This window comes from Streptomyces lacaronensis (assembly GCF_047337785.1).
Classification (GTDB): domain Bacteria; phylum Actinomycetota; class Actinomycetes; order Streptomycetales; family Streptomycetaceae; genus Streptomyces; species Streptomyces lycopersici.
Window position 1 is genome coordinate 266,964 of sequence record NZ_JBLHDK010000003.1, and the last position, 26,746, is coordinate 293,709.

The window sequence follows — 26,746 nt, forward strand, 5'->3', positions numbered from 1 at the left end:
GGGAGGGTGGATGAACCACTGGCTGCGGCTGACGCTCCTCGGTGTGGGAGCGATGAACTCGCCCCGGTTCGCCCCGGCGGGCCTGCTGCTGCGGTGCGCCGGGCACCGGGTGGCCTTCGACGGCGGGCCCGGGGCCGAACCGCCATCCGGGCGGCTGGACGCGTGGCTGGTCACCGACGAGGATTCCGAGCTGCGGTCGGTACTGCGGCGCCGGGCGGCCACGCGGGGTGTCAGCGTGGTCGCCGGTGATCTGCGGGTCGGCGAGGTCCTGGTGCGCTGCCTTCCGGTGGCCCACACCTCGCATCCGGCGTATGGATACCGCATCGAAGGCGGAGAGGTGGTGGCGGTCTGGGCACCGGAGTTCTGGGAGTTTCCGGCCTGGGCCGCAGGGGCGGACCTGATGTTCGCCGAGGCGGCGGCCTGGGACCGGCCCATACGGTTCCGGGGCGGCGTGGGCGGCCACGCGAGCGTCCGCACCATAGGTGAGCGAGCGGCGCAGTATGGGGTGCGGCGGCTGGTCTACGCCCATATCGGGCGCCCCAGCCTGCGCGCGATCGATGCCGGAGCAAAGCCGCCCGGCGGAGAATGGGGCGTGGAAGGCCGTACGTACTCCCTGTCTTTCCGCCATGAGCGGGACGAGACGTCACCCGAGGACAGCACATCGGCGTCATGAGAACGGGTACTGGCCTGGTCATCGGCGTACGATGGGGGGCGAGTGACCATGGCGAGCGACGTCATCGAACGCGGCGACATCTACTTCGTGTACCGGCCCCGAGTGGAGCGGGAGCGGGTTCACGGCGTAGGAGAGGTCCAGCGCCTGTTCATGATCCTTCAGCCATCGCACGACAAGCGAAGTCGCCGTCTGGTCATCGGGCGCAAGCACCTGCCGCGGCCGGAGGAGCACGAACGGTTCTGGGGTTTCGTCGATGAGGTGGCGGAGCGGCCGGAGGCCGTCGCAGAGGACCTGGGGCGACGAAGGTACGACACGCAGACGCGCGGCGCGCGGACGCAGCCCGAGGCTCGGCCGGCCGGCGAAGGTCGTTATGCGCTCGTCCGGCACGGGGACCACACGCATCTCACCTACGAGCTCGAACTGCCCGAACAGCCGGGCGATGTCCAGGAGGAACTGACCATCGAGCCCGAGGCGAGCTACATCATCGCCGTCAAGAATCCTGAGGCCGGCACACCGGCCGGAGCCAGTCTGCCCCCGCAGCAGCGGGCCGATCTGCCGAAACGGAAGCGGGAACGCTTCGAAGGGCGGCGGTTCACCGACGCCGATCCGGGCCTGCTCGACCAGGAGGGCATCGAGTTCGTGTTGATCGGCGCCGCCCACGACGTCGAGGAGGAGTTGGACGTCCAACTCGACGCGGAGGCCGAGGACGCCGAGTCCGCGGAGATCTTCCGTCGCCTGCACATGACGCGCGAGAGCCACCCCACGGAACCGCTGACAAAGGGCGAGTGGCGTTGAGCGACCCGCGGCTCCGGCAGCGCATGCGTTCGGTCCTTGCGTGCCACGAAGCCATCGCCGCCCGGCCAGACCGCCCGTGCTCAACGCTTGCGTGCGCAGCTCATGGCGCTCCTCCTCCTGGTCGATCCGGTCGTGCCGAACCCCATGCGGGACAGCACGGAGCCGCCGGCCGGCAGGGCCCTCGCCTGCGGCGGGTTGCCCGTCGGCATGCCCGCGCTAACCGGGTGGCCGGCGTTTGTCACGCCTCCCGCGTCGAAATGGTGAATGACCAGCGCGACAGTAGGCGGCGTGCACCCATCCCTCCGGCGCGTCGGACGGCCGCACAACCGATCCGACGGGAGTGGCGTACGGCAGGATCATCGGCCGGGGAGGGCCGCAACCGGGCCACGGCCACCCGCTCGCCGGAGAGGTCGTGGGCACCCGCGGCGGGCGCGGCCCGGCGCGGCAGTCCATAACCGAACGAGGCGAGTTCCGTTTCGCCTTGCCGGTCGGCGAGTACCGGCTGGTGGTCAGGGGAGACGGCCCGGCGTGCGCGGACCGGAAGGCCACCGTGACGGCCTCCTCGGATCGACGGTCGAAAGATCAACCAAACCGGTGGGAGGCAGCCGTACACATCTTGATCGTTGCTCGTGAGCAGACCGTGATCGCCCGGGTCGCCTCGCTGCTGCGGCAGCAGGGCTTCGACGCCTCAGGCGTCTCCAGCGACGAGGAGGCGGTGGCGCGCCTGGAGTCGGGTGCGGTCGAGGGTCTGGTGATCGGGGGCGGAGTGCCCCGGGAATCCCGGCGTCGTCTGCGGACCGTGGCCGAGGGCAGGCGCGTTCCGGTCGTCCGGGGAGCTCTGGCCGGCAAGGATCCCGAGGTCTATGTCCGTGATGAGCTCGCCCCGCAGCTACGGGTGGCCACCGGCGCGGAGTGAGGCGTCGGGTCCCGTGGGGCTCGACCGGAGAAGGCGGTGGCACAGCGGCGCAGGGTATCGATCGCCGGCAGCCGTACACGTCGTACCGACAGCCGTACAGGTCGTACCGACAGCCGTACACAAGGCGGCTACCGTGCGCCGGGCACGGCGAGCGTCGCTCCGGTCACGTACGAGGCCGCCGGTGACATCAGCCAACCGACCGCCTCGGCCACCTCACGGATGGGCGGGCCGGCCCATGGGCACGGCCGTCTTCACCAGCCGGTCCATGTCGGGCGGAGCCATGTCGGTGTCGACCGGGCCGGGAGCCACGGCATCGACGCGAATGCCCTCCCGCTCCACCTCGTTGGCCAGTCCCCGGGTGAGGCTTTCGACGGCGGACTTCGTGGCCACGCAGGCGACCGCGCCGTGGATCCGGCCCGTGCAGGCGGCGGCCGAGCTGATGCTGACGATGCGCCGGTGGCCGGCCGGTCAGCGGATCCGTTCGCCGTCGACCTCGACGTGGACCTTGTCGCCGTAGAAGCAGATGTGCTCGGCGGCGGCGAGGGCCTCCGGCCGCGGGTGCGGCAGGCTCCAGGCGGCGTCGGGCACCCGGACGCCGCCGGCGACCAGGTGCCAGTGCTGCCCGTCGCCCTTGTACGGGCATTCGCTGACGGTCCCGCTCCGCTCCAGCAGGCCGAGGTCCACGTCGGCGAACGGCAGGTAGTAGCGCACCGGCAGGCCCGTCTCGAACAGCAGCTTCGGGCGGCGGGTCTCGGCCACCGGGACATCCCGGTGCCGTACCAGGACATGCCGGGAGGACGCCCGGACGTCCACGCGGTGATACGGGTCGCGGGGACCGGCGTACAGCGGCTCGTCCTCCTCGAACCAGCGGTCCATCGCGCCGAAGTCGATCGTCACGTGGTCGTCGAGCGGCGGCGCGTCCGGGTGCTTGACGGGCGGGCCGGTGACCGCCTCCGGCGCGGTGTGGTCGCCCACCACCACGCTCCAGCACTCCGGGCCCTCGTCGGTGCGGTCGCGGTCCGCGGGGACGAGCAGGTCGGTGTGCACATCGGCCAGCGGGAACCAGTGCCGTGGCGGTTCACCGCGCCGGTACAGCACCTTGCCGCGCCGGCTGTCGAGCACGGTCCGGCCGGCCAGCACCGCCCGCATGCGCCGGGGCCACTGCTCCACGTACCACCAGTCCTCGGGCGGCGGGCCGAAGCTGAACTCGCCGCTGCCGGGCCCGAACGGGCCACTGCCGAGTGTCAAAGTCATCGTCGCCTCCCCGACGTTGACAGGTCGATACGAGCGTCGGCGTCATCGGGCCAACGCGTTCCACATCCTGTGCGCGGTACCCGCGAGATCGGACCCCACACTTGCACTGCGGTGGTCGCTTCTGAAGGTTGCGTACCTTCCTCCAGTCGTTCCCCTGTACAGCCGGCAGTTCGCCGAGCGCGCGCTCCGTCGACTCCGCCGCGCCCCCCGTCGTACGGTCGAGCAGGACCCGCGTACGGAATCCCTCCCGTATCGCGTCCAGCGCGGTGGCGCGTACGCAGTGATCGGTGGCGATACCAACGATATCGACCTCAGTGATCCGGCGCTCCCGCAGCCACTGCGCCAGGGGGATCCCGTTCTCGTCCACACCCTCGAAACCACTGTAGGCGGCAGCGTATGCGCCCTTGTCGAACACCGCCTCGACGGCGCCGGAGGCGACCGCCGGAGCGGAAGTCGGCGTGGAAGTCGGCCCGGTCGGAAAAGGGCCCTGGCCGGGCCGGTGCCGCAAAGGGAGGCCGCCCGTGGAGGAGCAGTTCGCCGGGTCACGACGCGCCGCCTTCGGCCTGGTGCCTTGGAGGACTTCGGGAGGGCGTGGCGACCGGCCCCCTATCCGGAGGGTCTTCAGCGCGCTTTCGCCTACTGGTCCCAGGACGGACAGGAGATCACCGGGGTGTCGTTCCGGGAGTCCGAGGAGGCACGCGACTCCTGGCGGGCCTCCGAGCCGGAGACGCAGCGGCGGGCGGCCATGACCCCGTACGTCGTCGAGGAGCGGGAAGGTCTATCGCGGCCGTGAATTCGCCATCCCCCCAGAGGTAGCCGTGGGCCGGCACGGCTGGCCTTTCGCCGCCCGCCGTGGTGTTCGGGTCAGTGCCGGTACAGGCCCACGAGCGTGCTGTCGGCCAGTTGACGCCTGTCCACGGCTTCGTGGACCTGCTCGGCGCTCGGCGTGTCGGGCAGCACGCACGGCTGTGCCAGCGCGTAGAGGTGGAAGACGTAGCGGGGCGGCTGGTTCCCGGGCGGCGGGTCGGGTCCGCTCCAGCCGCGGCGGCCGAAGCCGTTGACCAGTTCCGTGCCGCCCGGCGGCATCCGGCCCGCCTCCACGCCCCGGCTGCGGGATCGACGCCGACCACCAGCCAGTGCACACCACTGCCTGACAGCGCATCGACGTCCTCGCACGGCAGCACCGGTTCCGCCGCCTCGTCCGGCGCACCGGACCAGGTCAACGGCGGCGAGACGTTGCCGGCGTCCTCGGTGTGGCGGGACGGCAGGCGGTGGCGGTCCTTGAAGACGGGCTTTCCAGCTTGAGCGGGGTCACGCGGGACCTCTGTGGCCTCTGCGTCCGATGCAGCGGTGGGGGGCGACCGGCGGGCCGACGGGGTGCCGCACGAGCGGCGCTGCCGGCGAAGAGGCTGGTGGCCGGCTCCTCATCCAGGCAGCCGCGGATCCTTGCGACCACGCTGCCCTGCACGGCCTCTCCACGCTGCCCTGCACGGCCTCTGCCGCCACTTCGATCACCGAACGGGCATGGTGGACAGCCTTCGGGAAACTCTTCCCCTCCCGCTGGGCCACCCGCTCGAAGAATTCGTGTCCACTCATGTGCGTCGGTGGCGGGAAGATCGTGCGCCTGGCGCGTCCTGGCAATCACAAGGCGTGCCGGAAGAGGCACCACAGCCCGTCAGGCATCGACCGAATCACCCGCGTGCACCGCGGGGCAGTCGGCGTGGCCCGGTTGCCATCCCGCCACAAGGGGACTCGGCAGCAAGGCGCCTTTGGCACGCGCCCAAGCGACACAGGGCTTTCGCCTTACGGCCGCCTGTTTGCGGAAGGAGCAGCGATGGCACTCCTGGAATTCCTGGCCGCCGTGCGCGAACAGGGTGACTACGGCGACACCCCCGAGGCACTGACCGTCACCGAGGCGGTGCTCACCACTCTCGGTGAACGCCTACAGCCCGTTGCGGCCAACCATCTGGCCGATCAGCTCCCGATCGAGCTCGCCGAGGTTCTCATGGACGCAGCCGACGACTTCCCCGGCAGAGCCTGGGGGGTGCAGGAGTTCCTACGGCGGGTGGCTGAGACCACCGGGGATGACCAGGAGACCGCCCGCTCTCACGCGGAAGCGGTCCTCACCGTCCTCGCGAAAACGATCTCCGGCGGGGAGGTGAACAAGCTCATCAGCGCTCTCCCGGCCGGTTACGCCGAGCTCTTCGGCCACACCGAACTGGCCTGACAGGCTCGGCGGGACCAAGCCCTCACGTAAGGTAACTCCCATGTCACTGAGTGATGGAACGTATGCCTTCGGTCCGCCGACCGGCCGTCTGACGCTCAGGACCAGCCGCTCAGGGCTGGGCCGGAGGGCAGGGCACGACCTTGCGATCGAGGCCATCCGTTGGGGCGGGAACGCGGTGGTCGTCACCGGCGATCCCGGGAAGTCGTCGGTGACCGTGACAGTCGAGACCGGATCGCTGACCGTCCGGGAGGGGACCGGAGGGCTCAAACCCCTCACCGACGCCGACCGGGCCGAGATCAGACGGACTCTGGAGAGTGAGCAACTGCTGTACACGGCGGAGTACCCCACCATCACCTTCCGCTCCACCAGCGTCACGGGAACACCCGAGGACTTCGAGATCACCGGCGACCTGACCATCAAGGGCCGGACCCATCCAGTCACCGTGCACGGCGGCAGCGACGGCGACGGCCAGGTATGCGGCTGGGCCACGGTCAGCCAGTCCACCTGGGGGATCAAGCCGTACACCGCCTTCCTGGGCGCGCTGAAGGTGGCCGACGAGGTCCGGGTCGAATACGCGGTGACCGGCTTTCAACCATCGGCTGGATCCGGGTGATGAGCCTGGCAGGAGGCCAGTTTCGACTCGTCGGGCGGGCCGCGCCGGCGGACCCGGTGTCGCGTGCTCTTCACCCGAACGGTCGCCCTCATCGGCACTGCGCAGTCCCGTCGGTCCCCCCTCGACGCGGCCCGCGGCCGCCCATCCCTGGCGGGCCGGCCGTCAGCCGCGTGCATGACTGACTGCCTGGGCTCTATCCGGATACGTCGAGCCGTGGTGTCCTTTCCCGCTCGCCGCGGCGATTGCGGGGAGCTGCCCTGGACACGCGGTGAAGAGTGAGCCCCCGTGGCGGGAGGCCCATGACGTCAACCGCGCCGTGCAGGTGGAGGCGTCCTGGTCAACCGCCTGCCCGCCCCGCTGCGCAACCGGGTAGCCGCCGTCCCGGGCAACGGACAGGACGTCGAGAGCGGCCGGGCCCTGCTCGAACCGGAGCTCGCCGCTCCCTTCCGCGGCCGCCGCTCCGCCCGCGACCGCGACCGGCTGGAGAGCTTCGCCGCCCAGCGCGCCCGCAACCCCCTCAGCGAGGGCCTGGTCGAACACCAGCCGGTCGGGGCAGTCGGGACGGTCGGCGCGGCGGAGCCAGGGGTGCGGGGTGATGGACGCCTTTTGGCCAGGTAGGCGAGGGTTGCGGTGTCGTCGCGGACCACCAAGGTCACCGTGCCGCCTTCCTTGGGGACTGGGGCGGCCCCTGAGGTGAGGGAGCATGACCCGGCCGACAGCGCGGTAGTAGTCGACGAACTCGGCCTTGGTGATGCCCTCATCGAGAAAGAGGTCCTTGTCCGGGTTGGAACGCGGAATGCCGCACCCGCCGACCGCGGATCTCTTCTTTCTCGGCGACGAGTTCCGGCCGGACCCAGTGGACGCCACGTTCGCGCACGTCCTCACCGGCGAACGGCTGGTCTCCGCGCTCCAGGGCATCCAGCCGCTTGCGCAAGCCCGTCAGAGTTTGCTCGTCGTAGCCGGTGCCGACCTTTCCCGCGTACATCAGGCGCCGGCCTTCGTAGTAGCCGACCAGCAGGGCACCGAATCCGGCACGCCGGCCCTCCGGTTCGGTGAAGCCGCCGACCACAAGCTCCCCGGTTCCCGCACTTGAACTTCAGCCAGTCGGCAGACCGCCGGGACACGTACCCGCTGTCGGCCTGTTTGGCGATCAGCCCCTCCCAGCCTCGCTCGCACGCCTGGTCCAGGTACGCCTCGCCGGTGCTGTTGCGGTGGGTGGCGAAGCGCAGCGGAGAGGTGTAGGTCAGAGCGCGGCGCAGCAGGGCCTTGCGGGTCCGCAGCGGCAGGCCGGTGAGGTCCCGCCCGTCCAGGCGCAGCAGGTCGAAGACGTAGTAGGCGATCGCGATCCGGCTGGTCCGGGCCTGGTCTTCATCCGTGACACCCATCCGCTGCTGCAGCCGGGCGAAGCTGGTCCGGGTGCCTTCGAAGGCAACGACCTCGCCGTCGACCAGGAAGTCCCGGCAGGGCTGGCGGGCGAGGACGTCCGCCGCTTCGGGGTAGGTCGCGGTGAGCGCCTGGCCGCTTCGGGAGAGCAGACGGACTTCTGCCCCATCTCGCAGGCCGAGGCACCGTTCGCCGTCGAATTTCCGCTCGTAGATCCAGTCCGGGTCGGAGAACGGGGTGTCGGTCAGCGTAGCCAACATGGGCTTTGCACTACGCCCTTTCGATGGGCGCAGCTGCTTGCGCTCCTCCCCGGACAAACCGTCCAGGAGGCTGCGAGCGGCCACCTCTGCGCTCCCTCCAGACCGGGCGCGTCTGGGATTCCTCACGACGGTGGCAGCCGGCCGGAAACCTGCGGGACAAGCGGGTCACCGTGGGCTCCGTCAGCGATGCACCGCTGGAATCCGCGACAGCCACACCTCGCTCCCGGACACGCCCCGGACAACGCTACGGCACTCTTTCCTGCCTCGCCCCCTGCCGTCTCCCCCTTCGGGGCGGCAGCAAACGCTGCCAGCCCGCTTCCGAGCCGGACTTGATCACAGCCGGTCAGCCTCGGACAGGCTCCGTAGACCAGGGTCGGCGTGACCCTGCGGGATCCGAGGGACGCTAACGGCGTGGCGCGGAGCCGGAGGCGACCTGCCGCAGGGTGCGCCCGCTGCGCGTGGACCGCGCCCGGGACGGTGCGGGGGCGCGGCGGTCAGAGACCCGCTGATCAGCCTGTTTGACCAGCAGCCACGCCTCATCCCCGTCGTTGTCGCCCTTCCGGAAGCGGGTGAGGGCATAGCCGCCGTGGAGCTTTGCTCCCTCCAGCCAGAAGGACGCGTGCCCGCGCCTCAACGCCTCGCCCATAGACATCTCGCGTCCCTTGCGGTCGGGCAGCTGGTGGTAGGTGCCCTCGTCCCAGATCAGTACCGTGCCCGCCCCGTACTCCCCTTCTGGGATCGTGCCCTCGAAATCCTGATACCCAAGTGGATGATCCTCGGTGGGCGTGGCCAGCCGCTTGTCGTGCGGGTCGCTGGAGGGTCCCTTGGGAATCGCCCAGGACTTCAGCACCCCATCCACCTCGAGCCGGAAGTCGAAGTGCGTACTGCTGGCGTCGTGGAGTTGGATCACGTACCGGGGCTCGCCCCCGGCTCGCCGGTCGTCGCCCTCAGGTTCCTTGGTCCTGGAGAAATCGCGCTTGCTGTGGTATTTCGCGAGTGGGTCCTTCGCACTCATGGCCTCTCCCTGACGTTGCCGCTGGCTGCAGCACTCGGCGGCCTTTCGGCCACCCGGCCGGTCAATGCATGCCGGGGTGCACTCGTCGGCGCTTCCTCCGGGTACCCCTTATCTGCCGACGGGCAGCCGGTCATCCACTACGACACCGAAAGCCGCCAAGCTCGGCCTGCTGCCGGCCCTGGCCGGAAAGGCCCTCTGGTCGGTCACGCGAAGGGTCATCCAGAAAATGATCTTTAACGCGTGAGAGGGCGATCGGCTGGCCGCTCGCTGCCCGGCGCGGCCGAGGTTGCTCAGGCGGGCAATGCCGGGCACGGCGTGGTGGACGCCGTCACCTTGCCGTCGGATGCGATGCCGGTACGTGTGAGGGACAGGCATGAGGTACGGCGCCTCCACCGAGGCGGGGGCGCAGCTGGTGGAGGTGCTCCCCCGGGAGGAGTACGAGGACCTGCGTCTGCCGGGTGCCGTGCACCTGTGGCTGCGGGATCCCGGCGCGTTGGAGGAGGTCGCCCGGCAGGTCTGGGAATGGTGCGAGGAGCAGCTACGCGCCTGGCGGACGACGGCGATGCAGCGGTGACACCGACCGCCGGCTTGCTCCTTCCGGAACCCGGCAGGAGCCCCCTGTGAGGTCTCACACGCAGAGCATGCGGGCCCCGATGTTTCGTCCGCCAGGTGTGGCGGTACACAGGCAGGTCCTGCGGGCGACGCGTCGGGCATGCCGCGCCCGCCGAAGGGACGGCGAACCGCGCAGCGGTGGTGTACTCCGGCTCGAGGCTTGACACCACCGAGTGCCGACGCGCCTCACGTATCTGTGGAGGCGATGATGGGGCTTTGTGTCGTGGCGGGTGCGGCCCATCCCGCGCTTGGGGACGCTGTGGCGGCGGCGCTGGGTTCGGTGCCGGTGGGCGTGACTGAATCGCCCGGCCTCCCCAGCCCTGACAACTGCGCGAGCTCTGATGGCGACGAAGCGTCCCTGCGGCCTGGTCCGCTATGGCGCCATGCCTTGTGGGCGGCGGGCGTCACCATTCTCGGGGTCGGCCTGGGCTGGGCCGGCGCGTCGTTCCGTTCCGGCCCCGATGAGTTCGGGATGCCGCTCGCCACTCCGGGGCAGGTGCGGCCGTATCTGCTGGCCTGGACCGCGACCGGTCTGGCGGCGGCAGCCGCGCTGCGGGCTGTCGCCGCCAGGGTTCCGCTCCACGGCCCGGATGCGCTCGTAGTCATACTCACCTTCATGGGCACCCGGCTCTCACTGGGCTTTCGGCCGGAGCCACCAGTGCTGGCTGCCTCCGCCGCAGCCGCACTGACGGCAGCGGTCATATGGTGCGCCCTTGCACTGCACCGGGGCTTTCGTGGCTACCGCGGGCGGCGAGCTACTTCTGGCGGGCGAGGGGCCGGGTAAGCATGGGATCGGCATACCCGACCGTCGGCGAAGGTGCCTGGGCTGCGTCCCGGTCGAAGCGCTGGGTGTGCTTGTCGATGTGCACGACGCGCCTGGCACGGCTGATCGCCTCCGGGAACGCCGCCTTGACCTCCGCACACCACGCCTCGTCGCTCCCAGAGGGTGGTAGGTGGCTGGATATCCGTTTCGCCCTTTCGGGTGGTAACTGAGGGTTACGCCCTGGAGGACGTTATGGTGGTGTACGGTCCGGCCGCGCGGCCCGGTGAACAGACGGCGAGGCGGTTGTACCAGTCCAGGACGCCTAGTACTCCAGTCTGACTTCGTGATCTTGCTGCGGACCCGGCTGGGGACGGGTACGGCCACCGCGTGATCATCGGTTGGTGTGTGGACAAGCGAAGATCGTGCGGTGGCCGCGGACCATAGCGTAGACCCTGCCCGCTGGCGGATGATGTTCGACCAGGTCATGGCCCGGATCGCGGGGCGGCTCGGCCGGGTTGAGCCGCGGGCGACCGCCCGCGGCTATCTGCTCGGCCTGCTGTCGGGCGTCGAACGCAAGAACTGCTGGCAGCTGGCCGAACAGGCCGGTCATGTCCGGCCCGGACCGATGCAGCGCCTGCTGCGTTACGCCCGCTGGGACGCTGATGCCGTCCGTGACGACCTGCGCGCCTATGCCGTCGACCACCTCGGCACCGACGGCGCGGTGCTGATCGTGGACGAGACCGGCTTTGTGAAGAAGGGCCACGCCTCGGCGGGCGTGCAACGGCAGTACACCGGCACCGCGGGACGCATCGAGAACTCACAGGTCGGTGTGTTCCTCGCCTACGCCACCGAGCGGGGACGGGCGTTGATCGACCGTCGGATCTACCTGCCCGAGCACTCCTGGTGCACCGATCCCGGACGCCGCCGCGAGGCTGGGATACCCGACGAGGTGCAGTTCGCGACCAAGCCCCGCCTGGCCTGGGAGATGATTGAGGCCGCGCTGGACGTCGGCATCACCGCCTCCTGGGCGACCGGCGACGAAGCCTACGGACAGGACCCTCATCTACGGCTTGCCCTGGAGGCACGCGGCATCGGCTACGTGCTGGCCGTCGCCTGCTCGACGAGAGTGCGGATCAACCAGGGCCGCACCCTCATCCGCGCGGACACCGTCGCCGGCCGTCTGCCCGCCACGGCCTGGCAACGGCACAGTGCCGGCAACGGCGCGAAGGGTCCGCGCCACTACGACTGGGCCTGGGTCCACATCGACACCGGCAGCCACCGCCACCTGCTGATCCGCCGCAACCGGACCACCGGCGAACTCGCCTTCTACCTGTGCTGGTCACGCACCGCGGTGACGCTGGCCGAACTGGTCCGCGTCGCCGGTGTCCGCTGGAGCATCGAGGAGTGCTTCCAGGCCGCCAAGAGCCAGGTCGGTCTCGACCACTACCAGGTCAGGCACTGGACCTCATGGCACCGGCACATCACCCTCGCCATGCTCGCCCTAGCCTTCCTCACCGCCGTCGCCGTCGCCAGCGCGGCACCCCAATGACCCTCCCGGAGATCCGTCGCCTGCTCACTGCAGTCCTCACTCCGCCGGCCATCACCACGGCCAAACTGCTGCACTGGCCCAGCTGGCGCCGACACCACCAGTCAGCGGCTCGACGCAGTCACTACCGGCGACGATCTCTCAAGGAACCCACCAGATGGACCAGGAAACCACACTGAGGTAAGGCCGTTTCCCGGACAGCCGGTTCTACGCTTATCTGCGAGGCCTGTTTGCGGCCGACTCAGCGGATCGTTGGAGCTGGCGGCTCGACCACTTCGCGCAGCTCGGCGGCGGCCTGGGCCATGAGCTGAGCGAGGGTGGTGTCCGGCTCGGCTAGCCAGCGGGGCATGGCGCGCCGGTGGATCGCCAGCACCACGTCGATGATGAAGCGTGCTTTTCCGGGCTCGACGCCGCGGCGCTCGAGCGCCGGTGCCAGCGCGTTGGCGATGTCGGCGAGCTTGATCAGATCGCGCTCGGCCAGTGCCGGGTTGGCGGCGATCACTCTTCCCCGGCGCAGCAGGAACTCGCGCGGGCGGAAGATCTCCTCGGCGGTTCCCAGCGCGGTCAGCAGCGCCTCGATCGGGGTGAGGCCCGGGTCGGCTGCCTCGACCTGGGCGACGAGGTGGGCCTCGAGTTCGTTGCCGGCGAAGAGGACTTCCCGCTTGTCGGGGAAGTAGCGGTAGAAGGAGCGCTCCTTCAGACCGGCGGCGCCTGCGATCTGCGCGACCGAGGTGCGCTCGAACCCCTGCGTCTCGAACAGCTCGAGCGCCGCGCGTTCGAGCCGGCCCTGTGCGTCGGATTCCCATCGCGGCATACCCACCAGGGTACGACAACAGGAGCTGTTATCAGCTGATACGGTCAATGACAACAGATGCTGTCATCAGCCAGGAGATCGTCATGAAGGCTCTGCAATTCGACCGGTTCGGTTCCCCGGACGTGATCGTGCTCCGCGACGTCCCACAGCCGGAGCCGGGACCCGGCCAGATCCGGATCGCCGTGCGGGCGTGCGGCCTGACACCGGCCGACTGGCACGTCGTCGACGGTCTCCTCGCCGACCATCTGCCGCCGCTGCCCCGCGGGCTCGGCCTCGAGGTCGCGGGCACCGTCGACGCGCTCGGCGAGGGCGTCACCGGCGTCCAGATCGGCGACCGCGTGTTCGGCCCGGCCACCTTCGACGGCCCGACGGCCGGCGCCGCCGAGTACGCGCTGATGCCGGCCTGGGCACGCATTCCCGAGGACGTAACCGCCGAGCAGGCCGCCGCGCTGCCGATGGCGGCCGAGACGGCGTGGCGCGCGCTCGACGACCTTGGCGTTGAGCCGGGTGAGCTGCTGCTCGTCCACGGCGCGGGTACCACCGTGGGTGAGGCGGCGGTGCGCTTCGCGCTGCACCGGGGTATTCGGGTGATCGCCACAGCCGGGCCGACTCGGGCCGCCGCCCTGGAAGAGATCGGCGCCCAGGTGACCGCCTACGGCGAGGGCATGGCCGAACGCGTCAGCGCACTGACCCCAGGCCCAGTGGACCGCGCCTTGGACACCACGCCGACCGGGGGCCGGATCGACCGCGCCAACCAGCCCAGTCCGGCCGGCGGCTCGCTGCCGACCTTGATTGAGCTGACCGGGGATCCCGACCGTGTCCTCACCGTCTCGGACTTCGCCGCCGCAGCCGAACTGGGCGTCCGGATCACTACCGAGATCCGCTACGACCAGATGAATGAGTTCGCCAGGCTCGTCGGCGAAGGCATCCTGGTCGTACCGGTCGCCCGCACCTACACCCTCAACCAGATCCAGGAAGCGGCCAAGCTCAGCCAATCCCGCCGCCCCGGCGGCAAACTCATGCTCGTCCTGTGATCACCTTGCTGGCCTGGTCAGGCGAAATGAGTCCACACACCCCGATGATCACACGGTGACCGCACTCGTTCCCGACCAGGGTCCCTACAAGATCGCGAAGTCACACTGGAGTACTAGAGCCCGAAGCGTGTTCCATCGACTCGGCTGACCGTCGCCGTCCTCCATGGCGAACTGGACCGCGCCTCGATGCGTGTTCTCCAGTAGCCACGCGCCGTCGGGCTGTCGTTTGGACTGCACCAGGTCGATCGCCTCAGCCAGCCGAGGACCGGAATTGTCCCCGGCGACGCGGAAATAGTCCAACGCCCGCAGCACGTCGCAGTGCCACCAGGTCGGGAACGAGAAGCGAAGCCAGGCCGGGTCGACAACCTCCCCGTGCTCAGCCGGCGGAACAGCCGCCGTCGCAGCAGATACTCCTCACCGCGCCGCCGCGCCAGGACGGACTCGGCTGAACCGCCGGTCGTCCGCTCGTGCTCGAGCAATCCGCCGATCAGCCGCGTGATGATGCCGTCGACGTCCAACCCGAAGTAGGCACCGATCGCGACGGTCCGCCCATTGATGCACGGCTCGTCCTCTCCAGCGAAGAACGGCTGCCCAGCATGCTCCCACCGGCGGTTATCCCGCGCTTGCACGACCGCTTCCCGGACTGGCTCGGCATCCGGGTCGACGCCCAAAACACGCAGAAGCGACAATGTCGGAAGGGTCGAAGTCCATGGCTGAGACCGTGCGAAGTGTCGCCGCGGAAGTCGGCCGAAAAGCACGCGCCTCCTGCCCACTGGCCGTCGCCGCCGCGCAGCGCGAGCAGCCGGGCGCCCCAACCCTCGACTGCAACGCGGGCGCGCCCGGCGGCAACATCGGCCGACGGCGCGTCCGTCAGATCGCGCAGCACTTGGCAGCGCACCCCGGGATCCGAGTCGAGCAACCAGTCCAGAACGGTCACCTGCGGATTGCAAGCCCGGTTCACCGGCATCGGTACATCACCCCGGGGCGAAAAGCCTCAGAAGCGGACTGGTCGCGGCGTCGCCGGGCGGCTACGGCCCCGGCTCGGTACTTTTTTGCCGCATCACGTCCCGTCGTCCACGGCCGACACTCCCACCCTGGCCGCCGACGCCCACACGTCCGTATCCCCGACTGAGCCGGCCCAGAACGACAGCACGCCCGCCGAAGCCGACACCCGGCAGCCGACGTCGGAAGCACAGGCGCAGGCCGGACCACCAGCGGCTTCCCCCAGGGGGAGCAAGACGATCAGGCAGCGCTGGAGGCCGGTACTCGGAAAGTCTCGTCGGCGATGCTGGTCCGCCACCGCGACACGTCGGATTTCGTGGCGGCTCAGATCGGAAGTCACCCGCGTTTCCGACACGAAGCGTGAAGGCCACCCGGCGGATTCCGGGTGGCCTTCACACGGCGGCTTTCGTTCAGCGTCGCCGAGCACGCCGGACTGCTGATCACTGCCGACTGGCTCACCGAAACCGACACCGCCAAGCGGAGGCCCAAGCGGAGGCCGGCGATGTCGCCGGTTCCGTCACCGTTGCGGAGTGAAGCCCGTGACCGAACCGGACCTCGGAGCAGTGCCTTGACGATGTCGCGTTACCGGAACGGGAATTCGATGATCGTGGGCGCCCAGGCCAGTGGTCGTCATGGCACGGTGTCGTGCGTGTCCTGTTACTGGTCAGGTTGTACGAGGCCGACTGACGGGCGTGCCGATCCGTGGTCAGACCGGCTGGAGCAGTCCCAGGTCGGTCAGCAGGCCCGCGGTGTCCGGGCCTGAGGTCCACAAGTGGGCGTTCCAGCCGGCGTCCAGGGCGGAATTCACGTTCGCCCGGCGGTCGTCGATGAACAGGATTGATTCGGCCGGGAGCGCTAGCTCGTTCGTGACGTGGTGGTAGATCGCGGCGTCGGGTTTGGCCAGCCGCAGTTCGCACGAGAAGAACCAGTCGGTGACGTAGTCGCCCCACGGGGTTGCGCGGGCGGCCGTGGCCATCTCAAGTGTCGCGTTGGACAGTATCCCGACGCGGATGCCGCTGTCCGACAGGGCGGCAAGGAGGGACATCGCGTCTGGACGGACGGTCGTCCACGCTTGGGTGTCGATATGGACCAGGTCGGCGATGACGCCGGGTGTCGCAGGAATGCCGAGGTCGGCAAGGACTGAGCTCCAGAAGGCGTGTGCGGTGCCGCCCCGGTCGTACGCGTCCCGGTGCGCCCAGTAGGCGGTTTCCAGAGCTTCAGGCCGATGGGGCAGGCATGCCGCGAGGGATGCGTACAGATCTGGTGGGGTGGCGAGCACTTCACCGAGATCGAAGATGACCACGCTCGGAGCGGTTGCGGCGGGGGGTGTCATACGGCCTCCCACGAGTGGAGGTGGCGCCACGACATGTTCTGCCACCAGTGGCTGCTCCAGTCGGCCTGGAACTCGAACAGCGAGTACCAGCGGGCGGCGAAGGATTCGGGCACGTGCAGCGGGAGGCCCGCCAGGAAATCCCCGACCTCCTTGCTCAGCCGGTTGTCGACGGCCAGTTCGTGGCTTGCCAGGCCGAGATGTGCGGCGAACCTGTAGTCGGCGACCGGGGTCACCAGGAAGTCGTCGACGGGGACCGAGAGCGGCGCTACCGCCTTGGCCACCGCGTCGGCGACACGGCCGAGCGGTTCGTTGGGCCGGTTCCCGGACGCGTCGAGATTGATGTTGTATTCGTATGCGCCTGTCCCCGTCCGGACGATGCCGTGGTTGTAGACGGGGAACGGAGTGACGTTCTCGAAGACGGGATCGAGGGCGGCGATGAGTTCGGCCTCGGTGGCGCGGGTGCACAGATTCCCGATGAGGGTGGCGTGCGGTGGGAACGCGCCTGCCGATACGAGTCCGAACTGCCTGTTCAGGGCGAACGTCACCTGGGTGACGGCCCAGCAGGTTGCGGGGTCGGGCCGGAGGAAAATGCCGTAGCGGATGTCCGTCAAGGTCATCCCCTTCTGTTCTGGTCGGTGTTGGTTGGGCCGGCTACTGGCCGAGCTGGCCCTGGTAGGTCTTCATCGCCTTCTTGGCGTCGGCGGCTGCCTGGTCGAGCGCCGCGTCGATCGACTTCTGGCCGGCGAAGGCGGCCTGGATCTGGTTGATGTTGCCGGTACGGATGGCGGTCATCGCGCCGGTCACGCAGCCGGCTGGTGCGGACACGATCGGGGTGTTCTTGATCTGGGTGGTGAACGTCTGGAAGTTCGGGTTCGCCTTGAGGTACGCCTGCTGGGTGGAGGATTCGTCGGTCTTGGTGTTGACCGGCACATAGCCGGTCGCGTGGCTGAACCGCTCCTGAGCGGCGGCCGAGGTGAGGAAGGTCTCCAGCTTCCAGCCGGCCACCTTCTGCGCGTCCGTGGCGGTGCTGCTGAGCCAGAGGGCGGAGCCTCCGATGACGGGGCCGGAGCTGCCCTTGGGACCGGTGGTGGGGAACGGCAGGGCCTCGTAGTCGAACTTGGTGCCGTCCTTCAGCGCGCCGAGCGCGCCCGAGCTGTTCAGCAGGAAGGCGACCTTGCCGGCCTGGAAGCCGGAAAGCGCAGCAGAGCCGTCGGGCGCCCCGTCCACTGCCACACCCGTGCGGTAGAGGTCCGCTACCTTCGTGATGGCCGACTTCGCCGCGCCGGTGTTGATAGTGATGCCGGAGGCGGCGGTGCCCTTGCGGCCGTTGTCCGGCGTGCAGAAGTCCTGGCCCGCGGTGGCTGCGAGCTGTTCGATGTACCAGTCGTCGTCGGGCATGGTGAAGCCCTTCTGACCGGTCTTCTTGGCCACGGTCTTGGCCGCGGCGACCACGGCGTCCAGTGTGCTGAGGTCGGCACTCTTGGGGATGCCGGCCTTCGCGAGCAGGTCGCGGTTGACCCACAGTGCCGGGGTGGACATATTCATCGGGACGGCCTGCAGTTTGCCGTTGACCGTGTAGTAGTTGCGGCCTGCCGCGGACAGGTCGGCGAGCTTCAGGTCACCGGGGTTGGCCTTGGCCATGTCCGCGGCCGGGATGCTCTTCTTGACGTCGGTCATGAACCCGGTGGCGATGTCACCGGCGACCATGATGGTCGGGGTGGAATTGCCGCGCAGGCCCGCCGTGTACTTGGCCAGCAGGTCGGCGTAGATGCCCTGGAAGGTGGCCCTGACGTGGATCTTGCCCTTGTTGGCGGCGTTGAACTGGCTGATCAGCTTGTTGAAGGCGACACCGTTGGCGGCGCCGAGACCGTGCCAGACCGTGATCTCGGTGACGCCCTTGGCGTTCTTCAGAGCGGACGCATCGGGCACGGACGACCCGCTGCCGCCCCCGCTCGAGGTCGAGCCGCAGGCCGCTGAGCCGGCCATGACGGTTACCGCTATGGCCGCAGCCGCGAATCTGTTCTTCATGACGGTTCCTTCGGAGCAATGAGGAGGGACGGGCCGGTTCAGCGCAGGACACCGCGGGTCAGGCCGTTGATGAGGAAGCGCTGGGCGAAGATGACGAGGAGGATCGTGGGGACGACCACGAGGACGGCACCCGCGAAGATCACTGCCGGGCTGGCCGCCTCGGAGGCGGCGAGTTGCGAGATCCCGACCTGGATGGTCCGGGCGGCGGCCGTGTCGGTGATCAGCAGAGGCCAGAAGAAGCCGTTCCACGCGGCCAGGGCGCTCCAGATCACCGCGTTGGTGACCTGGGGCCGGCAGGCCGGCATGACGATCGTGAACAGGGTCCGGATGTCGCCGGCGCCGTCCATCCGTGCCGCCTCCCAGATTTCGGTGGGCACGGCGGCGAACGCCTGCCGGAGCAGGAAGACCGGGTATCCCGCAGCCAGGTACGGGATCACGACCCCGAGAATCGTGTTGCGCAGCCCGATCGAGCTGACGAGTTCATAGTTGGGGATGACGATGCTCTCGGCGGGGATCGCCAGCGTGACAAGGACCAGAACGAAGGCGATCTTGCGGCCCCGCCAGCGCGGAAACACCAGGGCATACGCCGCCAGCGCCCCAGTCAGCAGTTGCCCGAGCGTCTGCAGTGTGACGACGCCGACACTCACGAAGTACTCGTGCACCAGCGGGATCGCCGTCAGTGCCTCGTGGAAGTTGCCGAGCGTCACATCGGCGGGGTCGGGAACGATCCCGCTGCGCGCAAACTCCCCGTTGGGTGTGAAAGCACCGACGAACGAGACGTACACGGGCAGGAAGACGATCGCCGCGAAGACCAGCACAGCCGCGAACCGGACGATGGACCACGCCTCCGGAACGCGCACCCTGCGCCGGGAGGAGGGTGCCGCATCTGCCTCGGGCTTGATCCGTGCCGGTCTGACATCTGTCGAAATCATGCTGCCTTCTCCCGTCCGAGCAGCCGGAACTGGAGCGCCGTGATCGCAGCGACAATGAGAACGAGAATGATCGCGATGACCGACGCCCGGCCGAAGTCCGGGGTTCCGTTGCCGAAGGCCAACTGGTACATGCGGTAGACCAGGTTGGTCGTGGCTCCCGCGGGGCCGCCCCGGGTCAGCACCTGGATCTGCGCGAACGACTGCAGCCCCGTGATCGTCTGGGTCACCACCAGGAACAGGATGCTCGGACGCATGATGGGCACGAGGATGCGAGCCGCGAGGCGGAGGCCGGCCGCGCCGTCGAGCTGCGCGGCCTCGATCACCTCCGGCGGCACGTCGCGCACGGCTGCTGTCAGCACCAGGAAGGCGAACCCGAACTCGTACCAGGCGGTCGCGATGGCGATCGACCACACCGCGGCGACAGGGCTGTCCAGCCAGTGCGGGCCGGACACTCCCAGATTGCCGAGAATGATGTTGAGAACCCCCACCGACGGTGCGAAGAGCCCCGCGAACACCGTGGAAGCCGAGGCCGCGGAGTAGGCGAACGGCAGCGAGAAAACCACGTTGAAGATCCCGCCGCCCAGAAGCCGGCCGCGCAGGAGAAGCACCGCGCACAGGGCGCCGAAGGTCGCCAGGAACATGCCCAGCAGGGCGATGACGACCGAGATGACGACCGTATGCAGGAAATCCGGGTCCGACAGCAGCGAGATGTAGTTGTCCAGGCCCACGAACCGGGTCGGATTCCCGATCAGGTCGCTGGCATAGGTACTGAGCTGCACGCTCCGGACAAGCGGCCTGAAGACGAAGACCGCCAGCAGCGCGGCAGCCGGCAGAACAAGCCACGGGCCGACGCCGCTTCTGCGCCACCTAGCCGCCAGGGGCGGCGACGTATGTGAAGGCATATGAACTCCTCTGCCCGGCGTACCGCATGTCCGCCACTTTACGGGAACGTTCCCGGGCTGGCTATGGCGTGAAAGTACCAGAGGCCCGGCGACGCGAACAAGCAACGTTCTGGCAAACGACAGGTTGCGACAATAGTCCGTATCGGCAGTCCGTTGCCCTTGCCGGACAGGCGCGATCCGCGTAGCCTCCCGCCGGGAACGTTCCCGGTCCGATGGTGTGCCGGATGCCTACGCCCAGCCAGGAAAGGGGCGTCCTGTGTCGGATCCCGGTGTCATCCTCGGGCTCGCGTTCAGAATCCTCATCGCGATGGTGCTGGGCGCGGTGATCGGCATGGAGCGCCAGTGGCGCCTGCGCACCGCCGGCATCCGCACCAACGCCCTGGTCTCCGTCGGCGCTTCCCTGTTCGTCGTCATGGGGGCCGTGGGACTCGGCGCGGATCCCGGGGCGGATCCCACGCGCGTGGCGGCCCAGGTCGTATCCGGGATCGGTTTCCTCGGGGCCGGCGTGATCCTGCGGGACGGGTTCAACATCAGAGGACTGACCACGGCCGCGACCCTGTGGTGTGCGGCGGCGGTCGGCTCTCTCGCCGGAGCCGGGATGGTAGTCATGGCGATCATCGGCTGCGTGGCGATCATCGCCACCAACACGCTCCTGCGGCCCCTGGGCCGATTCGTCAACAGGCGCCAACGGCACGCCGGGGAACTGCTGCAGCAAGCGGACGACGAAGACGTCCCGACCGACTTCATGCTCGAAGTCGTCACCACCGACAAGAGCGAGCCGCGCATCAGGGCGCTGCTACTGCAGGCAGTCGATCGACCGGAGTACACCCTGCGGTCGATCGACATACGGCCCGGGAAGAGTTCACAGACGAAGGTCATGGCGGGTGTCTCTGCACAGCACGCCGGTGATACGGCCGGCCTGGAGGTTGCCGTCCAGCGGATCGGCCTGGACCCGAAGGTGACATCCAGCCGGTGGTGGCCGGCCGAAACCGACGACTGATCGGGCCCGCAAGCCGCGCACCGATCACGGCCGCCGAGGAACCCCGCCCGCCGTCCGGCCTTCGACGAGACTCCCCCTGAGCTCGACCAGGCGGTCCTGGTCTGTCTTGCCTTCGATTCTGTCGATCAGGAGATCGATCGAGGTCCTGCCGATCTCTTCCACCGGCTGGCGGAACGTGGTGAGACCCAGATAGGGGGTGGCCAGCAGGCCGAATCCGTCGTAACCGGTCACCGTGTAATCCTCGGGTGCCGATTCCCCCCGCTGCCGCAGCACCTCCAGGGCGTCGACGGCAGCCGAGTCCGTGGGACACATGATGGCCGTAACCCCGGAGCCGTCGATCTGGTCTGTGATCACCCGGCCCGCCTCTCTGTCCGAGGCGGCCTCCCAGACAACGGCAGTTTTCCCTGCGGCCCGTATGCGTTCGATCATGGAAATGCCCCGGGCGTACTGACTCAGGGAATACGAGTGGTCGGTCAGGACCACCGCGATGTGTTCGTGTCCGAGCTGCAGCACATGCTCCGCCAGCATCGTGCCGCCGTCAGCGTCATCGCAGAACACACTCGTGATGCCGCGGCTTGTCTCGCGGCGGCCGGCCACCACGATCGGTACCCGTTCGATGAACGGGACGATCTCTTCCGAGGGCAACCGAGCCGACGACACCACCAGGCCGTCCACCTGCAAGGAGACGAGGCTGGTCAGCGCACGCAGCGCGTCGGCCACGCCCAGGTCGGCGGCGCTGGTGGCGGTGACGATCTGATAGCCGCGATCCTCGGCCGCGCGCTGCATCGCAGTCTGCAGCCATGCGTAGAACGGCCGAGTGACGTCCCGGAGCAGGACTCCGACCGTCTTCGTCTGCGAGGCGACAAGCCCCCGTGCCATTGCATTGGCCACGTACCCAAGCTTGCGGGCGGCGCGCTCGACCCGGTCCCGGGTCGCCGCGCTCACCTCACCTTGTCCCGAAAGGGCACGCGACACGGCAGATTTGGAGACCCCCGCTTCCGCGGCGATGTCCAAAATCGTGGGAGCCTTGCCGCGGTCCCTCGCCATCCGTTACAGCTCCCAACCACGCTTCAGCCGATGCCATCCGGGAACGTTCCCCGTCATGACTATAACCGTTTACGCGATGAGCTTTCCCTTTTCAGCCCAGTGGCGCATCGCCTCGTGCACTGGGTCTGGTGCCGCAGCGGATTCCAGCCGTAACTGCCGCCACCGCGCACGCCACTCAGCGGGATCACCGCCACAGGCCAGGACGTAGCCGTGGACCGTCTCCCAGGACGGCCGTTCTTTGCCTCCGTGCGCTTCGCACAGCGAGGAGGCGAGACGCCACAGGCCAACGCCATCTGGTGCAGCGGGGGCCCTCCTGCCTTGTCACGCCACGCCCGCGGGTCGTCGGCGAAGTCAGTGAGAGAGGAGGAGAACGCGTCCGCCAGCGGAACACCGCAGGCCAGCAGCACGATCAGCGCGGTGAGGATGACCACCAGCAGCAGGAGCCGGGCCAGCACGACGCCGGCCCACGCACCGACGCCCCCGGGAGCGCGCACCGTGGCCGGGCAGGCCGCGTCACCCGGCAAGGGGAGGCCGTGAACCGCTGGGTCGGTATCGTGTCGCTGCGCGAGACACCACCGCCGACACCCGTGCACCGCATCGCGCTCGCCATCGAGGCCGCGCGGAACCGGACGTCATAACAGCTGGCGGACCAGACGGTGCCCTACGCGTGGATGCGGCCGGCGCTGCGCACGCTCGGTCAGAAGCACGCGCGCCACCACGAGTGGGAGCGGTACGCGTACTGCGTCGGCCTGGCCGGTGACTTCTTCGACGGTGGCCTCGCGGCCGGTAGCGATCTCGAGCGCGGCGATGGCGTCAGGGTGAGTGTGCGGGGCGATCCCGTGCCAGTCGGCCTGGAGGGCCTGGCGGTCCCCGTCGCCCGGCAGCGGATGGTGGCTGGTGTCGGGCACGGCACCGGCGGCGACCTGGTTCGGTGTCTTGCTCTGCCCGTTTTTGCAGAAGATCTCGATCTCATGCGTCGTGTGGTCGATCCGGTTGTCGCGGATGCCGTTGGCCATGTCTGTCGCGGCCACCCGCGAGGTGACGTGGAAATCGACGTTGGCGGCGGCCCTGCGCAGGGCCCTTTTCGTCGCCGCCTGCCGGGATTTCGACCACGGCCGCCTGGGCTCCGTCACGACCGGGGTGGTCGGCCGGGGTGGCGTCCGCGTCGGTCCGCCGCCGCTATGCGGTCGAGCGCACTGCGGCTTCGGTGAGGGTCGACGCGGTTCGTACGGCGCTGGAGACGGCCTCGTCGGGGCCGAGTCCGCACAGGTCGGTGAGGGTGAAGAGCGCCTCGGCGCTCACGACCACCGCGAGGTCCCGTTTGAGCTGGGTGAAGGCGTCCGGGTCCGTCGCGCCGAGTGTGTCCTCCAGTGGGAGGAGCGCGTGGTCGATGAGTCCGAAGCGGATGCCGGGGCGTGTGGTCACCGTCTGGGGCCGGGTGATGGTGGCGGCGATCATCGCCCGTACCGAGCCCTGGCGGGCGAGGATGCCGCGCAGCAGGAACTCGCAGGCGTAGGCGGTGCGTTCGACGGGATCGGCGGAGTCCGCGACCGGTGCGAGCGCTTCGGCGGGGGGTGGCCAGACACCGGCCAGGGCCTCGCTGATCAGGGAGGGCAGGTCCGGGAAGTACCGGTAGGCGGTGGCCTCGGAGACCAGGGCCGCGCGGGCGATCGCGGGCATGGTCACTTCGGTGCCCGTGCCGATGAGTTCACGGGCGGCCGTCACGATCGCCGTCCGCGTGCGCTGCTTCTGGTTGGTGCGGCCGGCACCCGTCTGCTCTGTCATCACGCGACTCCTCCCGTCTATCCCTCCACATAATAGCAGCCCCCTCTCTTCATGAGAGTCGACTTGCATAACGAAACTGGAGCCCCTTACTCTCATGAGAGCCAGCTCTCACGAAGGAGGAGCAATGAGCACCGTTCTCGGGGAGACCACCCACGCGGCGCCCGCCGGCACGCTCGCGATGATCCCGCCCGGCGCCCCGCACACCTTCGCCAACCTCGGCGACGAGCCGGCGGTGATGCTCAACACCTTCACACCGGACCTGTATGTGCAGTACTTCCGCGACCTGCGGAACATGATCGCGAGCGGCCGGGAACCGACCCCCGAGTCGACGGCCGCGATCATGAGCCGCTACGCCACCGTCCCCGCAACCGACTACGCGTGACCACGCCCCGACCTCCCCTGAAACTCATCAACCCGAGGAGCACACGGACATGACCCGCAGCACCCACACCCTCACCCTCGACCAGGGCACCCTCGATATCACCGCCGACCTCCACGGCGAGCGGGGACGCCCCTTTCTGCTCCTGCACGGAGGCGGCGGCCCGCAAACCGTCACTCCGTTCGCCCGCCTCCTCGCCGAACAGCGACCCGCCAGGGTAATCACCCCCATCCACCCCGGCTTCGACGACACCATCCGCCCCGACTGGCTGACCGACACCACAACCCTGGCCCGGGCATACGCCCACCTGCTCGACACACTCGACCTGCGGGACGTCGCCGTCGTCGGGAACTCGATCGGCGGCTGGATCGCCGCCGAACTGGCAACCCTGGGCAACGACCGGATCAGCAGCGTCACCCTCGTCAACGCCGTCGGCATCCCCGTCCCCGGCCACCCCATAGCCGACACCTTCTCCCTGACCCCCGCCGAACTCGCCCGACTCTCCTTCCACGACCCCACGAAATTCCGCTTCGACCCCAGCGCACTGACCCAGGCACAGCGCGCGGTCATGGCCGCCAACCGCGCCACCCTGCAGGTCTATGCGGGCCCGCACCACATGGCCGACCCCACCCTGCCCGAGCGCCTGGCCAAGATCACCCATCCCACCCTGGTCGCATGGGGCGCGAGCGACCAGGTCGTGGACGTCGACTACGGACGCGCATACACACAAGCCATCCCGGACGCGAAATTCCGCCTGCTGGAAGGCACCGGCCATATGCCACAGAGCGAGACCCCCGAACAACTCCTGCCGATCCTCTGGGACTTCGCCGACACCCGTGTCGTCCACCGGCCACGCCTCTGACCCCAGAAAGGGCGGACCCGATGCCTCAGCCCGGTCGCAAAAGACCCACCTTGATCCTGGCCGTCTGCTGCATGAGCGTGCTGCTGGTCAGCCTCGACACCACCATCCTCAATGTCGCCCTGCCCTCGATACAGCAGGACCTGCGCTGCTCCGTGTCGGACCTGCAGTGGACGCTCGACGCATACACCATCGTGCTGGCCTCGCTGCTGATGCCGGCCGGCTCCACGGCCGACCGCGTCGGACGACGCCGCGTCTTCCTCCTCGGGCTCGTCCTGTTCACCGGCGGATCGGCACTGTGCAGTCTGGCGCCGTCGCTGAACTGGCTGATCGTCTTCCGCATGGCTCAGGCGGTGGGCGGCTGCATGCTCACCCCGGTCGCCATGGCCATCCTCACAAACGCCTTCCCCGGGCCGCGGGAGCGGGCCAGGGCAATCGGCGTGTGGGGCGGGGTGGTCGGTATCAGCATGGCCGCAGGGCCGATCCTTGGTGGCGTGCTGGCGCAGACGGCCGGGTGGAGGTCGGTGTTCTGGCTGAACGTGCCGATCGGGCTGGCCGCGCTGCTGCTCGCCGTCCTGTTCGTCCCCGAGTCCCGAGCCCCGCGGCCCCGCGGAGTGGACCCGGTCGGCCAGCTGCTGGTGATCACCGTGCTCGGCACGCTGACGTACGCCATCATCGAGGTGCCCGGCCACGGCTGGACCTCGCCCGTCATCGTGGCCTGTCTGATCGCCGCGACAGGTGCGGCCGCCGTCCTCGTGCCCTATGAGATGAGACACGACGAACCGCTGATCGAGCCGCGCCTTTTCCGCAGCGCGCCCTTCAGCGGGGCGACGGTGATGGCAGTATGCGCGTTCGCCGCCCTCGGTGGCTTCCTGTTCGCCAACAGCCTGTACCTGCAACAGGTGTTGGGGCTCGGCGCGCTGGACACCGGGATGCGTCTGCTGCCGATGGCGGTGCCGTCGCTGTTGTGCCCACCGCTGGCCGGGCGGATCGTGGGCAGTCGCGGCCCGCGCATCCCGCTCCTGCTCGCCGGCGCCGGCATCGCCGCCGGCGGCTTGCTGGCCATCCCCGCCACCCGCCCCGACGACCGCTCGGACGTCCTCCTCTACGCGGCGTACGCACTCTTCGGCCTGGGATTCGGCTTCGTCAACGCACCCATCACGAACACAGCGGTCTCGGGCCTGCCGCGCGCCAGGGCCGGGGTAGCCGCCGCGATCGCCGCGACCAGCCGCCAGGTCGGCTCCGCACTCGGCATCGCGGTAACCGGCGCGGTGATCGCCGACGGGGTCCGCCCAGCCGCCTGGTGGATCATCACCGGCTGCGGTCTGGCCGTGCTCGCCCTGGGCATCCTGACCACCGGCCCCCGGGCCGCCCGCACCGCCGATCGGAACGTCCCGTCCGAACACGTCCTTCTGCCTCTCGATGCAGAAAGCATCCGGATCGATGGAGGGACCCCGGGGCCTACGGTTGATAAGGCCACGCAGAAGCATGGTACGGCGCTGTGACTTCCGCTCCCCGGCCTCTGAAGCCCCTGGTGGGCACGTCCAGGGCAAGCCGGCGCGGACGGCTTGAGC

The 26,746-nt window shown here is 69.2% G+C and carries 28 protein-coding genes and 3 pseudogenes; 14 read left to right on the plus strand and 17 right to left on the minus strand.

Annotated elements, in window-relative coordinates:
• Window positions 1-10 precede the first annotated feature (10 nt).
• From ACMTAK_RS02345 to ACMTAK_RS02355, 3 genes are all read left to right on the plus strand, one after another.
• Window positions 11-673 carry an MBL fold metallo-hydrolase gene (locus ACMTAK_RS02345; RefSeq protein WP_413804576.1) on the plus strand — a complete coding sequence of 221 codons (663 nt, stop codon included), beginning with the start codon at window positions 11-13 and terminating at the stop codon, window positions 671-673.
• A 48-nt stretch (window positions 674-721) separates the two neighbouring features.
• Entirely contained in the window at window positions 722-1,468 is a 747-nt protein-coding gene (locus ACMTAK_RS02350) for a hypothetical protein (RefSeq protein WP_413804577.1), read from the plus strand.
• Between the two features lie 616 nt (window positions 1,469-2,084).
• The gene (locus ACMTAK_RS02355; protein ID WP_413804578.1) at window positions 2,085-2,384 is read left to right on the plus strand and encodes a hypothetical protein; all 300 of its coding nucleotides are present in this window, start codon (window positions 2,085-2,087) and stop codon (window positions 2,382-2,384) included.
• Window positions 2,385-2,597: 213 nt separating this feature from the next.
• On the opposite strand, the gene ACMTAK_RS02360 is transcribed toward ACMTAK_RS02355, so the two are convergent.
• The 3 genes and pseudogenes from ACMTAK_RS02360 to ACMTAK_RS02370 form a co-directional block, all read right to left on the minus strand.
• Entirely contained in the window at window positions 2,598-2,834 is a 237-nt protein-coding gene (locus ACMTAK_RS02360) for an SDR family oxidoreductase (protein ID WP_413812775.1), read from the minus strand.
• Window positions 2,835-2,852: 18 nt separating this feature from the next.
• The gene (locus ACMTAK_RS02365) at window positions 2,853-3,638 is read right to left on the minus strand and encodes a DUF427 domain-containing protein (protein ID WP_413804579.1); all 786 of its coding nucleotides are present in this window, start codon (window positions 3,636-3,638) and stop codon (window positions 2,853-2,855) included.
• A 166-nt stretch (window positions 3,639-3,804) separates the two neighbouring features.
• A pseudogene (locus ACMTAK_RS02370) lies at window positions 3,805-4,095 on the minus strand (isochorismatase family protein); the annotation flags it as partial.
• Between the two features lie 114 nt (window positions 4,096-4,209).
• Here ACMTAK_RS02370 and ACMTAK_RS02375 point away from each other — a divergent pair.
• The gene (locus tag ACMTAK_RS02375) at window positions 4,210-4,431 is read left to right on the plus strand and encodes a hypothetical protein (protein WP_413804580.1); all 222 of its coding nucleotides are present in this window, start codon (window positions 4,210-4,212) and stop codon (window positions 4,429-4,431) included.
• Window positions 4,432-4,502: 71 nt separating this feature from the next.
• On the opposite strand, the gene ACMTAK_RS02380 is transcribed toward ACMTAK_RS02375, so the two are convergent.
• Together ACMTAK_RS02380 and ACMTAK_RS02385 are read right to left on the minus strand one after the other, a co-directional pair.
• Entirely contained in the window at window positions 4,503-4,724 is a 222-nt protein-coding gene (locus tag ACMTAK_RS02380) for a hypothetical protein (protein WP_413804581.1), read from the minus strand.
• Window positions 4,725-4,792: 68 nt separating this feature from the next.
• Window positions 4,793-4,861: pseudogene (locus ACMTAK_RS02385) on the minus strand (YbhB/YbcL family Raf kinase inhibitor-like protein); the annotation flags it as partial.
• 611 nt (window positions 4,862-5,472) lie between these two features.
• Here ACMTAK_RS02385 and ACMTAK_RS02390 point away from each other — a divergent pair.
• The 3 genes from ACMTAK_RS02390 (at window position 5,473) to ACMTAK_RS02400 (ending at window position 7,096) form a co-directional block, all read left to right on the plus strand.
• A complete protein-coding gene (locus ACMTAK_RS02390) occupies window positions 5,473-5,865 on the plus strand; it encodes a DUF2267 domain-containing protein (RefSeq protein WP_413804582.1) in 393 nt (130 codons plus the stop codon).
• 40 nt (window positions 5,866-5,905) lie between these two features.
• A complete protein-coding gene (locus tag ACMTAK_RS02395; protein WP_413804583.1) occupies window positions 5,906-6,478 on the plus strand; it encodes a YceI family protein in 573 nt (190 codons plus the stop codon).
• A gap of 333 nt (window positions 6,479-6,811) precedes the next feature.
• A complete protein-coding gene (locus tag ACMTAK_RS02400) occupies window positions 6,812-7,096 on the plus strand; it encodes a baeRF2 domain-containing protein (protein WP_413812776.1) in 285 nt (94 codons plus the stop codon).
• Window positions 7,097-7,235: 139 nt separating this feature from the next.
• Here ACMTAK_RS02400 and ACMTAK_RS02405 read toward each other — a convergent pair whose 3' ends face one another.
• The 3 genes from ACMTAK_RS02405 to ACMTAK_RS02415 all read right to left on the minus strand — a co-directional run bounded on the left by ACMTAK_RS02405 (window position 7,236) and on the right by ACMTAK_RS02415 (window position 9,136).
• Window positions 7,236-7,463, minus strand: coding sequence for an ATP dependent DNA ligase (locus ACMTAK_RS02405; protein ID WP_413804584.1), 228 nt, complete (start codon window positions 7,461-7,463; stop codon window positions 7,236-7,238).
• Window positions 7,360-8,121 carry an ATP-dependent DNA ligase gene (locus tag ACMTAK_RS02410; protein WP_413804585.1) on the minus strand — a complete coding sequence of 254 codons (762 nt, stop codon included), beginning with the start codon at window positions 8,119-8,121 and terminating at the stop codon, window positions 7,360-7,362. Before ACMTAK_RS02410 ends, ACMTAK_RS02405 begins: the two co-directional genes overlap by 104 nt.
• 403 nt (window positions 8,122-8,524) lie before the next feature.
• Window positions 8,525-9,136, minus strand: coding sequence for a DNA polymerase ligase N-terminal domain-containing protein (locus ACMTAK_RS02415; protein WP_413804586.1), 612 nt, complete (start codon window positions 9,134-9,136; stop codon window positions 8,525-8,527).
• A 373-nt stretch (window positions 9,137-9,509) separates the two neighbouring features.
• Between ACMTAK_RS02415 and ACMTAK_RS02420 the strand changes: the two genes are divergently transcribed.
• Together ACMTAK_RS02420 and ACMTAK_RS02425 are read left to right on the plus strand one after the other, a co-directional pair.
• On the plus strand, window positions 9,510-9,710 hold the full coding sequence (locus ACMTAK_RS02420; protein ID WP_413804587.1) for a hypothetical protein: 201 nt from the start codon (window positions 9,510-9,512) through the stop codon (window positions 9,708-9,710).
• 1,285 nt (window positions 9,711-10,995) lie between these two features.
• Window positions 10,996-12,236, plus strand: a pseudogene (locus ACMTAK_RS02425) (IS701 family transposase).
• Window positions 12,237-12,298: 62 nt separating this feature from the next.
• On the opposite strand, the gene ACMTAK_RS02430 reads toward ACMTAK_RS02425, so the two are convergent.
• Window positions 12,299-12,871, minus strand: coding sequence for a TetR/AcrR family transcriptional regulator (locus tag ACMTAK_RS02430; protein ID WP_413804588.1), 573 nt, complete (start codon window positions 12,869-12,871; stop codon window positions 12,299-12,301).
• Window positions 12,872-12,954: 83 nt separating this feature from the next.
• Here ACMTAK_RS02430 and ACMTAK_RS02435 point away from each other — a divergent pair, with 83 nt between their 5' ends.
• Complete coding sequence (locus ACMTAK_RS02435) at window positions 12,955-13,905, plus strand: NADP-dependent oxidoreductase (RefSeq protein ID WP_413804589.1); 951 nt, start codon at window positions 12,955-12,957, stop codon at window positions 13,903-13,905.
• 1,708 nt (window positions 13,906-15,613) lie between these two features.
• Here the strand turns inward: ACMTAK_RS02435 and ACMTAK_RS02440 are convergent.
• From ACMTAK_RS02440 to ACMTAK_RS02460, 5 genes are read right to left on the minus strand one after another with little or no spacing between them, the layout of a single operon-like run.
• Window positions 15,614-16,240 carry an HAD family hydrolase gene (locus ACMTAK_RS02440; RefSeq protein WP_413804590.1) on the minus strand — a complete coding sequence of 209 codons (627 nt, stop codon included), beginning with the start codon at window positions 16,238-16,240 and terminating at the stop codon, window positions 15,614-15,616.
• Window positions 16,237-16,857, minus strand: coding sequence for a hypothetical protein (locus tag ACMTAK_RS02445; protein ID WP_413804591.1), 621 nt, complete (start codon window positions 16,855-16,857; stop codon window positions 16,237-16,239). The genes ACMTAK_RS02440 and ACMTAK_RS02445 overlap by 4 nt, the downstream gene beginning before the upstream one ends.
• A 34-nt stretch (window positions 16,858-16,891) precedes the next feature.
• On the minus strand, window positions 16,892-18,268 hold the full coding sequence (locus ACMTAK_RS02450; protein ID WP_413804592.1) for an extracellular solute-binding protein: 1,377 nt from the start codon (window positions 18,266-18,268) through the stop codon (window positions 16,892-16,894).
• Window positions 18,269-18,306: 38 nt separating this feature from the next.
• On the minus strand, window positions 18,307-19,200 hold the full coding sequence (locus ACMTAK_RS02455; protein ID WP_413804593.1) for a carbohydrate ABC transporter permease: 894 nt from the start codon (window positions 19,198-19,200) through the stop codon (window positions 18,307-18,309).
• A complete protein-coding gene (locus ACMTAK_RS02460; protein ID WP_413804594.1) occupies window positions 19,197-20,102 on the minus strand; it encodes a carbohydrate ABC transporter permease in 906 nt (301 codons plus the stop codon). Before ACMTAK_RS02460 ends, ACMTAK_RS02455 begins: the two co-directional genes overlap by 4 nt.
• A gap of 307 nt (window positions 20,103-20,409) precedes the next feature.
• Between ACMTAK_RS02460 and ACMTAK_RS02465 the strand changes: the two genes are divergently transcribed.
• Window positions 20,410-21,102, plus strand: coding sequence for an MgtC/SapB family protein (locus tag ACMTAK_RS02465; RefSeq protein ID WP_413804595.1), 693 nt, complete (start codon window positions 20,410-20,412; stop codon window positions 21,100-21,102).
• Window positions 21,103-21,126: 24 nt separating this feature from the next.
• Here the strand turns inward: ACMTAK_RS02465 and ACMTAK_RS02470 are convergent, their stop codons facing one another.
• The 3 genes from ACMTAK_RS02470 to ACMTAK_RS02480 form a co-directional block, all read right to left on the minus strand.
• Window positions 21,127-22,149, minus strand: a complete 1,023-nt coding sequence (locus tag ACMTAK_RS02470; RefSeq protein WP_413804596.1) for a LacI family DNA-binding transcriptional regulator — start codon at window positions 22,147-22,149, stop codon at window positions 21,127-21,129.
• Between the two features lie 632 nt (window positions 22,150-22,781).
• Complete coding sequence (locus ACMTAK_RS02475; RefSeq protein WP_413804597.1) at window positions 22,782-23,282, minus strand: hypothetical protein; 501 nt, start codon at window positions 23,280-23,282, stop codon at window positions 22,782-22,784.
• A 46-nt stretch (window positions 23,283-23,328) separates the two neighbouring features.
• Window positions 23,329-23,934: a TetR/AcrR family transcriptional regulator gene (locus tag ACMTAK_RS02480; RefSeq protein ID WP_413804598.1), complete on the minus strand. Its 606-nt coding sequence runs from the start codon at window positions 23,932-23,934 to the stop codon at window positions 23,329-23,331.
• Between the two features lie 94 nt (window positions 23,935-24,028).
• On the opposite strand from ACMTAK_RS02480, the gene ACMTAK_RS02485 reads away from it, so the two are divergent.
• Genes ACMTAK_RS02485 through ACMTAK_RS02495 form a run of 3 tightly spaced genes read left to right on the plus strand, consistent with a single transcriptional unit; the run spans window position 24,029 to window position 26,677 of the window.
• Entirely contained in the window at window positions 24,029-24,316 is a 288-nt protein-coding gene (locus tag ACMTAK_RS02485; protein WP_413804599.1) for a cupin domain-containing protein, read from the plus strand.
• Between the two features lie 49 nt (window positions 24,317-24,365).
• On the plus strand, window positions 24,366-25,175 hold the full coding sequence (locus ACMTAK_RS02490; protein WP_413804600.1) for an alpha/beta fold hydrolase: 810 nt from the start codon (window positions 24,366-24,368) through the stop codon (window positions 25,173-25,175).
• Between the two features lie 20 nt (window positions 25,176-25,195).
• The gene (locus ACMTAK_RS02495) at window positions 25,196-26,677 is read left to right on the plus strand and encodes an MFS transporter (protein WP_413804601.1); all 1,482 of its coding nucleotides are present in this window, start codon (window positions 25,196-25,198) and stop codon (window positions 26,675-26,677) included.
• Window positions 26,678-26,746 lie beyond the last annotated feature (69 nt).